Below are 12,824 nucleotides of genomic sequence, written 5' to 3'. Positions count from 1 at the left end.
GATTAGTACTGCGAAGATGAAAAGAAAGCAAGCTCAAAAATTGGAGAAAACCGACAAAATCGCTTAGGCCAGCAACAAAAAATTGACAGCCAGCAGGTTGTTGTTTGCTTGGTATTGGACAGGAGTGAGGCCCGTGAATTTTTTAAAGCTATTATTCAAGTGCGGCTGGTCGTAATAACCGCAGGCATAGCTTACTTCTGTAAGGTTTGCTTCTGGAGAAATCTGCTTCAGGCTTTTCAGGGAGTGCTGGAACCTGACGATGTCTGCAAATTTTTTAGGACTCAAGCCGATGTGTTCGTTGAATTTTCGTTCGAGCTGCCTTTCGGTAGCCGGAATTCCTTTTAGCATTTCTGCCAGGCTGTTCTTTCCTTTGTGTATGTGAATCTGCTGTACGGCCATGGATACCAGGCTGTCATTATAGGAGTTTTTAAGGAGCTGGCCCAGCAAGAAGTTTTCAATTGCGGCTATGGCCGATGCATTTTCAGAAAGGCTTTGGATCTTTTCTATAAGAAGGCGGCCGGAATGACCTGCCAATTCTGTAAAAGGCAATGTCTTGTCATTTATTTCAAAAGCGGGTATTGTAAATAGCTTGAATAGTGCCGTGGGCTGCAGTACTACCACAAGCATATCGATTTCTCCTGTAGCCGAGAGGGTATTGAATCGCGTGATCTGTCCATATACAAAGCAGTCGGGCTGTAAGCTAAAGTTGTCTTCTGTCTCGTTTTTCTCTTTAAAAGGAGCTTTCCGATGAAACACGATTCCGGGACTTCCATCCGAAAAAATCCTAAAATCGGTGGCTGTAACTGCCTCATTTGAAAGAATCAGATAATGCCTTACGATATGCTGCAGAAAGGGTGATGGTGGTATTTGCATTAGGATTTTTGACTATAGGCGGTTTATAGAGGCGTTATTGATATGAACGAGGGCATTGAAAAAAAGAGGCAAAGGGAATAAAATCCAGTTATTTTATTTTTTCAATAGCTTCTCTCACCTTAACGATATCAGGCTGATGGTTTTTGCATTCTTGAACGCCTTCAGGATAAAGTACTTTTATAAAATCATTATAGTCATTGCAATTTTTGAAGATATTAAATTCTTTGTTTTTTACATCCCATACGATACCTTTATGATTGCCTAAGGAACTGCCGATTGCACCGCCTACAGCTCCGCCAGAACCATACGCAAAACCTTGTGCCCATTTATTGGCAAGGCTGACTTCTGTATAATAGTAATTTTCTCCAAGGGATATGACTTTGGCAAAGCCATTTGGAAAATGATTGGTTTGCGCCCTGTCCGTTTTGTTCCTGTTGTCTAATATGGCTTGTGTCTGGAAGTAGATATGTCCTTTGTAGCAAACGGCAAATACTCTCTTAAGCTTTTTGTCTTCATTTTTCAAATAAAAATAACACTCTGCTGGAATATCATCTACGATTTCTTCTTTTGTGAAGCCAACCAGACCTTTAGGAATTACTACTGCTGTAGAATTTGGTACTTTGTTTATAAAATCTTCTTTGGTGTAATAGATTCCATTCGGATATCCATTTGCTGCGACCTTAGCATCTTCTTTTTTTGGAGCAGGCTTCTTGGCACTAGCAATGGTATCTGCTTTTGTTTTCTCTATAACCATTCCTTGCGAAAATTCGGTTGAAATGATAATGTTCCTGTTGGTAAAAACGCGCTTATGGTTTTCATCATCAATTACCTTGACTGTGCTGATTGCTATTTTTTTGTCTTCACCCGTTGTCGGTTCAAAATACTTAAAGTGCCCATCGACAAGTTCTAGCCTTTCAAAACTTATTTTTTCGTTTGTCGCCAATGTAATCGTTCCTTTTTTGGCAAGAAGGTCTTGAGCATTGCAATAGCTTGTTGCTATAAAGAAGAGTAGGAGTAGCACTTGTTTCATGGTAAGGATCTTGAAATAGGATAGGTTCTTTTATACGAAGAGCAAATATATAGGAAGATATCAGAATTATAGTAAAAAGTTTAGGGCTTTTGATTTTTTGCTCTCTAGCGCTTCTGCCTTCCTTCAGTAACTGACAATTCACTTATACTGAATGTCATATTAAATACTGTTTGATGTGTTTTTTATTGATTAATTATCGTAAAACGATAATTAATTATATATTTGCATAAAATATTTAAGAAATGAAAAGAGTCCGTCTTATTGCTACTTGTCTGTTTTACTTTTCAAGAGTGCTGGCGCTGCCGTATCTGGCAACGGCGGCCTATTGTATTATCTGCTTTCTATTTCGTACTGATTCTCTGCAGCCTATAGAAGATGGGAAGCGGTTTGTCATCACCTATCCCTTTACCGATACGCGTTTTTTGATAGGTGATACCTATGAGTTTTATTACATTTTTGAAATGATAGCTTTTATAGCGTTGTACGGCATTTTCTTCTGGCTGCTGGGCAATATTTTCAAGACGTTCCGCGGAAAGAAATTGTTTACCCAACAGGGAGTAAGAAGGCTGAGCATCTTTTACCTGCTCAACTTTATCGTACCGTTGCCTTTTTTGATCGGGCATATTGCTTATTCTTATGAAGTCGAAATACTCGTTAGCCTGTCGGTATTGCATTTTGTGCTTGGGGTATTTGCTTATTTCATGGCGGTAATATTCAAGCAGGGGCTCAATCTTCAAACCGAACAAGACTTATACATATAACCATGCCGATTATTATAAACATTGATGTAATGCTCGCTAAGCGGAAAATGCAAAGCAAGGAATTGGCCGAGATATTAGAAATAACTCCCGCCAATCTGTCGATTCTAAAAACAGGCAAGGCAAAAGGTATCCGTTTTGAATCTCTGGAAGCCATCTGCAAGGCGCTGGATTGCCAGCCGGGCGATATTTTGGAATACAGAGAAGAATAACCATCAATAACCATGTAGCGTATAAAAAAAAACGCCCCTAAGAGGGTGCAGGAATTCTATTGTCTAAAATAATCAATCAAAAATCAAAAAAATGAACAGTTTACAAATCAAAAACTTGAGTAAAAAGTACGACAACGGCGTACAGGCTATGCAAGACATTTCGCTTGAAATCAGCAATGGCATTTTCGGATTGCTGGGTCCAAATGGTGCCGGCAAATCTACTCTTATGAAAACGATAGCCGGCTTGCAGGCACCCGATAGCGGTGCGATTGTATTTAATTCGGTCGATGTGGTAGCCGATCCTACCTTTATCAAGCAGCAGCTGGGCTACCTTCCACAGGATTTCGGAGTCTATCCCAAAATCAGCGCGTATGATTTATTAGAGCATCTGGCGGTGCTTAAGGGCGTCGGCGGTAAAAAAGAAAGAAAGGAACATATCTATGCGCTTCTCGAAAAGACGAATCTTTATGCAGACCGCAACAAGGCGGTAAGCTCTTTTTCGGGCGGAATGCGCCAGCGTTTTGGCGTGGCACAGGCCTTGCTCGGTAATCCGCAGCTGATTATCGTAGATGAGCCAACGGCCGGACTCGATCCGGAAGAACGCAATCGGTTCAATAATTTATTGAGCGAGATAGGCGAGCAGGTCATCGTGATCCTTTCTACGCATCTAGTAGAAGACGTACGTAATTTGTGTACCCAGATGGCCATCATCAACAAAGGAAAAGTACTGGCCTATGGCAATCCAGCAGCGTTTATCGACGAGCTGGAAGGGTGCATTTGGACCAAGGCTATAGAAAAGAAAGAGCTGTCAGCGTATCAGGAACAGTTTCAGGTCATTGCTACGCAGCTGAATGCAGGAAGACAGCACATCCATATCCTTTCTAAAGAGAACCCGCATCACGGCTTTGCTATGAAACAGACCGATCTTGAAGACGTGTATTTCGCCCAACTTTTTAATACGAAATAATATGTTTGCAGGTCTTTTACATTTTGACTGGATCTTTTTCGCAAAGAAAAAATCCTTCTTGGTACTGCTCGTTTTCTTTCTAGGATTCGGCTTGTTTACTTCTGTCGCGGCTAATTTTCCTTTTCCGGAAACGTATAAGAATTCGCCTTATGTGATCACGTATGTTATCGGCATCATGTCGCTGATGTGTATTTTTTCTGTCGCGCTGCTGGCGGCGCAAAGCTTGATGCGGGAAAAGGACGCACATTTTGACTTGATTCTTTATGCTACGCCCATACAGAAAAGGTATTACCTGAGCAGCCGTTTCCTCGTGATTTTTGGTATTGCGGCTTTGACATTTGTATTGTACGTGACGGGACTGCTTGTCGGGCACCAGTTGTTCAGCTCTCATGATGAGGAATTGGCAGCGCTTGACGTATGGAGCTACGTAAAACCTTTTCTGGTACTGGCTGTGCCCAACATCTTGTTTTGTACAGGCGTACTGTGCAGCATAGGCGTATTGTCTAAAAACAGGATGGCAATCTATATCTCCGGACTCTTTATTTATTTCCTCTATTGGGGAATAGCAATGTTTTCTAATTCGCCGCTTATGGCCAGTGCCGCACCCGTATCGGCAGCAAGCATGGATGTCATGGCAAAGGTCGATCCCTTTGGTCTGTCGGCCTTTTTTGAGCAGACACAGTATTGGACAGCTGGGCAGCGCAATACGCAGTTGGTAACGCTAACCGGAAATTTCTTGTTCAATCGTATGGCTTATATGGCGGTGTCTTGCCTGCTGGTAGTCTTTGCTTATCGCAAGTTTAGTTTTATAGTAGGAAAAGACAGAAAATCGAATAAGAAAGCCAAAGAAGATAAGACTGTTCTTGGCCTTGAATATGTGCCAGTTCCAACAAAGAATAGCGGTGGTGCTTATAGCCTGAAGGCTGGGCTTAGTTTTGTAAAGATTGATATGGAATCAATTATCAAGAGCGTTTCGATATGGATTATAGTCCTCGGCTGGTGTTTCTTTTTCGGGATGGAGGTCATTGGTATCATCGATGCCGGAAGGCGCTTGCCAGAACGTTTTGCTACTTCGGGCTTGATGGTCAGCGAAATATTGAAGCTATTTCCCATGATTGGCCTGATAGTCGTATTGTTTTATGGAAGCGAGATTTTCTGGAGAAGCCAAGGCGCGCGCTTTGATGCATTGGAAAACAGCAGTCCCGTTCCTAAGATGGCAGTCGTGCTTTCAAAATGGCTTACGCTTACGTTCGTGCCGATGCTGTTGCTTTTGTGCAGCTGTCTTGTCGGTATAGGGTTCCAATTGGCGTTTGGTACAGAAGCTATCGACTTGGGACTGTATCTGTCCTTGTATTATCTGATTGGCCTGCCATTGTCGCTTTGCGCTGCCTTGGTAATTAGCATACATACGCTGTGTAAAAACAGGTATATCGGCTTGATGGTTTCTTCTGTGGTTTTGTTATTGACCAATACTTCTTTTGGAGGGCTTATCGGACTAAAGCATCCTCTAGTGCAATATGCCAATGCTTTTAAAGGGAATTATAGCGAAATGAACGGATTTGACCTTTTTATGGACGCGTTTCATATCAAAATGCTCTATTGGTCGTGTATTTCGGCTATTGTTCTTTTTGCAGCGGTCCGATTCAGAAGGAAGAGTGTCCCATCAGGCAGGTTAAAAATAGGGCAGGCCCTCTTATTGGCGGGCTGCCTAGCGGGCGCATTATTTTCGGGAAGCATAATCTGGAAAGAGACGGAAATTCCTAAGAAAGAAGAACGCAATGATTGGAAACAGGCGTATGAAGAGCGGTACAAAAAATTCAGCGAGCTCTTGCAGCCTACGGTAACGGATGTCAAGACTTCCATCGATCTCTTTCCTGAAAAAAACAGCTATGCTGTCACAGGAACGTACGTGTTAGCCAATAAAGGTGACCAAGCTATAGACTCTGTCTTGGTGTATGCTGACAAGGATATGCAATGGAGCCGTATTACTATCGAGAATGCCAAGCTGCTGTCTGCCGACAAAGAATACGGGCATTATTGGTATAAATTAATAAAGCCGCTGCAGCCTGGCAAATCAGCCAGCATGAAATTCGCTTTTGCCTATTCGGGTTCTTCATTTAACGGGTTCAAGCAGTTTAGTACGATCCTGAAAAACGGCTCGTTTATCCGCATCAGTAACTTTTTCCCGCGATTCGGCTATATGGCCGATAACGAGATAGACGACCCTAGAGAGCGTGCCAAAAGGAAGCTGCCGGCAGCGTCATTGGTATTGCCTTTGGAAGAAAAGAGGGAAACGCCTTATGAGTATGGCTATATCAATCTCGATGCCGTGATTTCTACTTCTGGAAACCAGACGGCTATCGGTATCGGCGATCTGAAAGCCACGTGGCAAAAAGAGGGACGTAATTATTTCCAATACAAGACTCCGTCGCCTATACCATTCCGTTTTGCAGCTGCTTCGGCACGTTATGCCGTACAAAAGGCGAACTACCGAGGCATTGCGATTGAAGTCTATTACCAGCCCGGACATGAGCATAATATCGAGCATATTATCCGAAATGCAAAGCAGTCGTTGGAATACTGCGAGCAGCATTTTGGCAAGTATCCGTATGCCATGATCCGATTTGTGGAGATTTCTTCTTTTGTGAAAGGCTTTGCGGCTACGGCCTATCCTACGGGTTTCTTTATCAATGAATCGTTCGGTTTTCAGAATAATATCCGACAGGATCCTGAAAAAGACATATTAAACGAGCAGGTAAGCCACGAACTTTCGCATACCTGGTGGGGCAATGCGACCATCGACCCAGATTATAGGGAAGGAAGCAAGCTGCTGACAGAAACACTGGCGATGTATACCGAGTTGGTGCTCTATAGAAAAGCGTATGGCGATGAAAACATAGTGTCGCGCGTACAGATACATAAAGATATTTATATGGAACAGCGTGCTTTTGCAGGAGAAGAGCCTTTGTCTAAAGCCGATCCTTACAAGCCATTCTTGGCGTATGACAAGGGAATGGTCGTCATGTACCAGCTGGAACTGCTTCTTGGGGAAGAAAACATCAATAAAGCGCTTAGAAGCTTTCTTAAGAAATATGCCTATCCGAATCAGCCGCCTATTTCTTTAGACTTGATAAACGAATTGTATGCGGTGAGCGATAATACCCTTCATCCTAAAATTGATGAGCTGTTCAAGCAGATTATCACCCACGACCTGCAGCTGGATAAAGTGTCTTACCGTAAGACAAACGAAGGAATATATGAGTTGGAAATAGCCGTTATTGCCAAAAAGTACAAGGAAGACGGAAAAGGCAAAAAAGCAACTCTGGCTTTTGATGAGCCCATAGAAATCGATATCTATCTTGAAGACGGAAAAAAACAGCGTGTTATCCTGCCACAGGGGCAGAGCAAGCTAAAAGTCCGTGTGGCAAAAAAACCGACTAAGGTAGTACTGGATCCGCGGATGAGGTTTATGGAAGCTGTGTTGGAGGATAATGAACAAACTTCTTTTATGCCTCTACTGCAAGGAGGGTTTTAGATTTTCTATAAAAATACAATAGTTTGATATGGCGGTTGAAATAAAGAGTTTAGTACCACTTAAAAATCAATATATCAAGCTATTGTTATTCATATGATAGTTCTTATTAAAGGACACGGCAGATCTTGCCGTGTTTTTTATGCTTTATTTTTTCTCTTCTTTCGATTTGGTTTTTTCTTTTGTTTTTGTTCACAAACTCCACAAGTACCTCCTTCTTTAGCACAATGTCTACATCCGCTACAATTCTTACAAGCACTGCAATATTCGGCTCCGCTACATCCTCTTCTTTCGCAAGAAGCCAATAATACTTTAGGCTTTGTCTGTGCTATCAAAGATGTGGAGGAAAGGTATAAAACAAGGCCTAAAATTATCGTTTTTAAAAGATGTTTTGGATTTAGTGACATAGTAATTGTTTTAATAATAGTAGTATTCCTGGCAAGGCAAAAAACAGGATACATCCGTTGTTTTTAGCTTTAAAATTTTTTTGATAAGAAATTCCTGAAATTCCCGTTCTGATAGAATATCCCTTATTGCTTATTGTGCCTTTTCTTGTTCTTAGGCTTGGATAAATACCTGATTTGCTGATATTGATTCCTAGACCTCCGTATAGCTTGATTCTCTTCTGGAAACGAAAACTCATAACATTATATGATTATATAGATGCTTTGAAAAGGGCTATTTCATTTTAGGAATAGCCCTTCTTAATTATTAGGCGTACTGAATTAGTTGCCAAGTAACACCTTGGTTATTGTAAGGAGGAAAAGTTTCTCCTTCCGATAAAGGAATAGTTGTGGAAGGCACGCTTAATGCCTTCCAGATTGCTGATTCAGGGCAGGTTTGTCCTGTAGTTCTAGTTGTTCCTAACGGTAATTTTGACATACATAAAAAATTTAACGATTATTAGTCACAAATGTATAATCAAGAAAAAAGAGATATATGAGAAAAACCGCAGTCTTTGGTAATAATTTTTGTAACTATATATCAGTCCAGAGTAAAAAACACAAAAAATATTGATAAGTATATACAAGTTTACACTTTGCCATAAAATTCAAGAGTAATTTTATAAGTAACTTCGGTAAATACTTTACTCATCACATTCAATCGTTCATCTAAGTTCAGGACTAATATAAAAAGACAGCTATCATCTTCTCGAGAAACAAATAAAAAAGCCCTCACAAAAGGGCTTAATCATTTTTAGTGACTTCTAGGAGATCTTCTCTTATGAGATTTGACTGTTGTTCCGTTTTTCTTTTTGTAACTCTTGACATGCACAGTCTTTTTTCTCTGTTGTGCCCCTTTAAAAAAGGCTTCAGAAGTTTCGGTGATTTTTAGAGGCTCGAATGTCTTGGCATTTCCACCAAAGCAGAAGAAGGACACTAAAAGCAATAAGAATAATTTTTTCATAATAAAGCATTAAGAGGTTATTAATCAATGTAATGTCCAAATATAAATGTTTGGTTATCAAAATATTTAAGGGAAACCGCATTCTTATTTTTTAAAATCTATCCTAATATTAGCTAGGCTAGTCCAAAACATTAAAATAAGCCTATATTATTCCCATGTCTTTCGCAATAGATATCAGGTGTATAGTATTACTTGCTTCAAAGTAATTCTTTAATTTGATAATGCGTTTTTCGATGGTGCTCTTGCTATTGGGAACAATGCCTAATTCTTTAAATTTGACATCCATGCTTTCTTGCTTTACGCCTAAGGAAAGCCATCGTATTAGCTCGATATCATAATTATCGATCTCATTTATTGTCTTGTCTTTAAGAATATGAATTAGATCAGGAGCAAGAAATTTATCAGTACCATTATTTACATTTTGGATTGCTTTTTTAAGCTCAGGCATGCTATTTCGGCCTTTTATGACGAATCCGTTTACATGATGTTTGAGAAATAATGCTTGTATCCTGTAAGGCTTGTCTTCAATTGAGAATACGATGATTTTGATTTCTGGAGTAATTTTTTTTATGGCATCGATTAATTCTTCGCCGCATTTAAGCTTTTCTTCCTTATGATCGACTTTTTTAAAAGACAAATCGGTAATCAATAAGTCAAAAGGAACATCGTCAAATAGGGCTCTTTTAATTTTTAGTAGGGCATCATCACAATATTTTGCATAATGAATGTCTCTAATTTCCAGCTCTTCAAGAACTTTTACGGCCGCGATATCATTAAGGTCTATGTCATCAACTATTAGCGCTTTTTTATACATAACAAGATTAATTTGGAATCGTAATTTTTACCTTGAAACCTTTTTCTGTTTCTGTATCAAAAGTAATTACTCCGTTTATTGCTTTTATGCGGGTTTCCGCATTTTGAAGGCCATTTTTTAAGCTTAATTTATTAGAAAAGCCTATGCCATTGTCAGAATATTTGATTTGAAGAGCATTTTTTATGGTTTCAAAACTGATCACAACAATAGTGCTTTGGCTATGTTTTTTCATATTAACCATCAGTTCTTGTAGAACCCTAAACACGGCAACTTTGCTTGTTGAAGGCAATTTTGCCCAATTGATTTCAGGGCTGTTTTTTATGATGACTTTCAAGCCTCCGTTTTCATAGTTGACAAGCATCTGTTTTAGTTCGGAATCAAAATCTTCTCCTGTATCAATCGAACTGTTTTCTCTTGAAATATTTCGGGCATTGCCGTATATCTTATCAAGATTGTCTAACAGCAGTTCTTTTTTATTTGGGTTTTCCAAATTTTGGGTTTCTGCAAAGGACATTACTTGGAATACATCATTTGCTAATTCATCGTGCAATTTTTTTGAAATACGGGTTTCAGTATCATATACAGCTTTTATGCCTCTTTGTCTTTCTATTCTGTTTTTGTTTCGGTAATATCTACTTACAGCTATTATTAACAACAGGAGGATAGTACTTATTACTATCATTTTTAAAGAATCTTCCGCTTTTTCAGCCCTTAATTTTTGGTTTTCTTCTTTCTCATTCGTTGAATCGAATATAATCTTTGCAAATTGTTTTTTCTCATTGTTTCTTATAGTTATAATACTATCATTAACTTTCTGATAAGTACTCGCATATTTTCTTGCGTCTTTCTCATGATCGCTTACCATTAAAAATGATAATGCTTCTAGTCTTTCATCAACACTGTGGACGTCGGTAGCATTTTTATAAGCCATTTTTGCATATTGAATAGATTGTTGTGGACTAGAATTTTTGTGATAATCAGTTAGATGCAGATAACTTTCGATACTACCATAAGTGTCGCCAATCTTATTTCTCATTGACAGGGCTTTTTCCATTAATGAAAGTCCTTCTTTATCACGTCCAGATTTGTAGACAGCGTACCCCAAATTATCCATATATCTTGCTTTTTTGTCTTGCAAAGTATCTGTTTCCAGAATCTTACTTTTAAGGATTCCATCTAATATATCAATAGCTTTATTGTATTTATTTGTCGCTATATATATTGTTGCCATATTATTGAGAGGGGATAGTCTGGCAAGAGGGTCTTTTGTAAAACTCAGTACTTTTTTATAGTTTTGAATTGCTTCGTCATAGTGACCGTTTTCTTTTTCTATGATACCGTATAAATTTGCTATTGAGGCAGCATAATTTATATCTTTTTTTGGGTTATATTTTTCTGCTTCTGTCAGCATTTCTTCACTACCAATATAATCACCAACGACTTGCAGTATCCAAGCTGCCTGGACACAGTTATAGGTAATGTTCCCAGTATTCTCTTTTTCTTTTATAAATATATTTTTCGACTTGACGTAATAATATACGGCACTGTCATATTCTTTTGCTTCCTCAAACTTTTTAGCTTTTTTTTGCCATGCTTTTGCTTGTATTACATCTTCTATTTCTTGAGAAAATGTACTACTAATTGTTTGTCTCTTTTCACAAGAAAAAAAGAAAAAAAGGAGTAAAATAAAAAACGGGGAACGCACCATAAAAGTTACTTTCCCCGAAATTACTAATTAATTATAAATTACCTATTTAATCATGGTTTTTTTGGTGGTGGAGTGATGATAATCGGATCATCACCTGGACCATCGCCAGTTCCAGTTCCAGGAGGCTGGAGCGTATCTCTTGCAGCTACTGGATAATTTAAACTAGTATCTTTAATTTCATTGTCATCAGAAGAACAAGAAACTACGGCAGAGCCCATTGCTGCTATAACAGCAAATAAAAATATTTTTTTCATTTTTAAATAAGATTAAGGATTAAACATGGGCCTGCCTGTCCAGATCTTTCTGAATGTTTTTATGGCAGGCCAAAGTGTTATGGGAAGTGCAGTAAGCTTGAACTATAAAAATGAATTATACTTCCCGGATAATTATTTTTACGGTTTTCCGCATTACTGTTGCAGAAGTAGTTTTGTACATTTGTTTCTATCGCGAATAGAACAAGAACTAATTCTGAAGCAAAGGAAGTTTGTTTTTTGCCTAGCATTTATAAGGAATTCCTGTAATTCCCGCAATGCCACAAGACTCCCAAAAGTTCCTTATAAATCCCCCTCAGTTTATGAAAAAAGATATTTTAGAAGAGTATAAAAAAGCCATAAAGGCAAAGTATGAAGAAGAAAAAAACGGTATGTATTCTAGTTTTTTAATCAATCCATCTCGCGGACAATTAAAAGATTTGTGTTGGGAGATTTTCAAGAATAATTCAGATATCAATGACTTGAAGAGCTTCTCTATTTTCTTAGGATTTGATTTTAGTCCGACAGCTTTAGGAGGTAACAAGCTGAATAAAGTCAAAGACAAGTTTAGGCCTATTGAAACTTTTTTTAAGGGAGAAACTGACCTAGCTAAGATAGATGCAGCCGATATGGCAGCAATTTTAGTTGATTTTAAGCAAAGACCATTATCAAAGTATTCAAGAAGTTATAATGATGGAAAAAGGACAGAAGATTCCAAAGTAAAAAAGAAAGCGCATATTGAACTTCAGAATGAACCGATTGAAATAATAGATGATGTTATTATGCCGAACTATTTGATAGATTCCAATAATAATCTTGGGCATAATCATTCAAGTGGTTTTTTGATAAGAAAAAAATGGTCTGTCTATTTTGTGTTGGCAATTTTTATTATTGGAGGCATATTTATGATGTCACAGCAAGAAGAAAAAGACTGTATGGAATGGAGAGGAGATCATTACGAAGCTGTCGATTGTTCTTCGGAATCATTTGGTATAGTGAACACTAAAATTCCGATGGATCCACAGCAGTTTAAATTGAGAAAACTGAAACCTTTAGAAGCCAAAAGAATTCATTATTCCAAAAGAAAACCGGGAATTTGGTATGAGAAGACTAATGGTGATGTAGAATTTTTTAATGGTCCTGGTTATCATCCAGAAAATCATGAATACTTGAAAGTTGCTACTGATCTTATAATTAATAAATACACAGAGTAGTTTGATGCCAAGTTTATAGCAAATGAGTCATACTACTGCCGTAGAAAATATAAAGGCG

At 38.5% G+C, this 12,824-nt stretch carries 13 protein-coding genes; 5 read left to right on the top strand and 8 right to left on the bottom strand.

Annotated elements, in window-relative coordinates:
* Positions 1 to 63 precede the first annotated feature (63 nt).
* On the bottom strand, positions 64 to 873 hold the full coding sequence (locus tag CLV94_RS10240) for an AraC family transcriptional regulator (RefSeq protein ID WP_121376398.1): 810 nt from the start codon (positions 871 to 873) through the stop codon (positions 64 to 66).
* A gap of 88 nt (positions 874 to 961) precedes the next feature.
* Positions 962 to 1,903 carry a hypothetical protein gene (locus CLV94_RS10235; RefSeq protein ID WP_121376397.1) on the bottom strand — a complete coding sequence of 314 codons (942 nt, stop codon included), beginning with the start codon at positions 1,901 to 1,903 and terminating at the stop codon, positions 962 to 964.
* Between the two features lie 242 nt (positions 1,904 to 2,145).
* Between CLV94_RS10235 and CLV94_RS10230 the strand changes: the two genes are divergently transcribed.
* The 4 genes from CLV94_RS10230 (at position 2,146) to CLV94_RS10215 (ending at position 7,375) form a co-directional block, all read left to right on the top strand.
* The gene (locus CLV94_RS10230) at positions 2,146 to 2,664 is read left to right on the top strand and encodes a DUF2975 domain-containing protein (RefSeq protein ID WP_121376396.1); all 519 of its coding nucleotides are present in this window, start codon (positions 2,146 to 2,148) and stop codon (positions 2,662 to 2,664) included.
* Positions 2,665 to 2,666: 2 nt separating this feature from the next.
* Positions 2,667 to 2,873 (top strand): helix-turn-helix domain-containing protein, encoded by a 207-nt coding sequence (locus CLV94_RS10225; RefSeq protein WP_121376395.1) that lies wholly within the window; start codon positions 2,667 to 2,669, stop codon positions 2,871 to 2,873.
* A 91-nt stretch (positions 2,874 to 2,964) separates the two neighbouring features.
* On the top strand, positions 2,965 to 3,840 hold the full coding sequence (locus CLV94_RS10220; RefSeq protein ID WP_121376394.1) for an ABC transporter ATP-binding protein: 876 nt from the start codon (positions 2,965 to 2,967) through the stop codon (positions 3,838 to 3,840).
* Position 3,841: 1 nt separating this feature from the next.
* Complete coding sequence (locus CLV94_RS10215) at positions 3,842 to 7,375, top strand: ABC transporter permease/M1 family aminopeptidase (RefSeq protein WP_121376393.1); 3,534 nt, start codon at positions 3,842 to 3,844, stop codon at positions 7,373 to 7,375.
* Positions 7,376 to 7,512: 137 nt separating this feature from the next.
* Here CLV94_RS10215 and CLV94_RS17180 read toward each other — a convergent pair whose 3' ends face one another.
* The 6 genes from CLV94_RS17180 to CLV94_RS10185 form a co-directional block, all read right to left on the bottom strand.
* Positions 7,513 to 7,779, bottom strand: coding sequence for a hypothetical protein (locus CLV94_RS17180; RefSeq protein WP_245982533.1), 267 nt, complete (start codon positions 7,777 to 7,779; stop codon positions 7,513 to 7,515).
* Positions 7,780 to 8,083: 304 nt separating this feature from the next.
* Positions 8,084 to 8,254, bottom strand: a complete 171-nt coding sequence (locus tag CLV94_RS17060; RefSeq protein WP_170148783.1) for a hypothetical protein — start codon at positions 8,252 to 8,254, stop codon at positions 8,084 to 8,086.
* Positions 8,255 to 8,569: 315 nt separating this feature from the next.
* Positions 8,570 to 8,779, bottom strand: coding sequence for a hypothetical protein (locus tag CLV94_RS10200; RefSeq protein WP_121376391.1), 210 nt, complete (start codon positions 8,777 to 8,779; stop codon positions 8,570 to 8,572).
* A gap of 142 nt (positions 8,780 to 8,921) precedes the next feature.
* The gene (locus CLV94_RS10195; RefSeq protein ID WP_121376390.1) at positions 8,922 to 9,593 is read right to left on the bottom strand and encodes a response regulator; all 672 of its coding nucleotides are present in this window, start codon (positions 9,591 to 9,593) and stop codon (positions 8,922 to 8,924) included.
* A 7-nt stretch (positions 9,594 to 9,600) separates the two neighbouring features.
* Positions 9,601 to 11,301: a tetratricopeptide repeat-containing sensor histidine kinase gene (locus CLV94_RS10190; RefSeq protein ID WP_121376389.1), complete on the bottom strand. Its 1,701-nt coding sequence runs from the start codon at positions 11,299 to 11,301 to the stop codon at positions 9,601 to 9,603.
* Positions 11,302 to 11,351: 50 nt separating this feature from the next.
* The gene (locus tag CLV94_RS10185) at positions 11,352 to 11,555 is read right to left on the bottom strand and encodes a hypothetical protein (RefSeq protein WP_121376388.1); all 204 of its coding nucleotides are present in this window, start codon (positions 11,553 to 11,555) and stop codon (positions 11,352 to 11,354) included.
* A 320-nt stretch (positions 11,556 to 11,875) separates the two neighbouring features.
* On the opposite strand from CLV94_RS10185, the gene CLV94_RS10180 reads away from it, so the two are divergent.
* Positions 11,876 to 12,766, top strand: coding sequence for a hypothetical protein (locus CLV94_RS10180; RefSeq protein ID WP_147406614.1), 891 nt, complete (start codon positions 11,876 to 11,878; stop codon positions 12,764 to 12,766).
* Positions 12,767 to 12,824: the final 58 nt, after the last annotated feature.

This window comes from Flavobacterium endophyticum (assembly GCF_003634455.1).
GTDB lineage: Bacteria > Bacteroidota > Bacteroidia > Flavobacteriales > Flavobacteriaceae > Flavobacterium > Flavobacterium endophyticum.
This window is presented reverse-complemented; position numbering and strand designations above follow the sequence as displayed.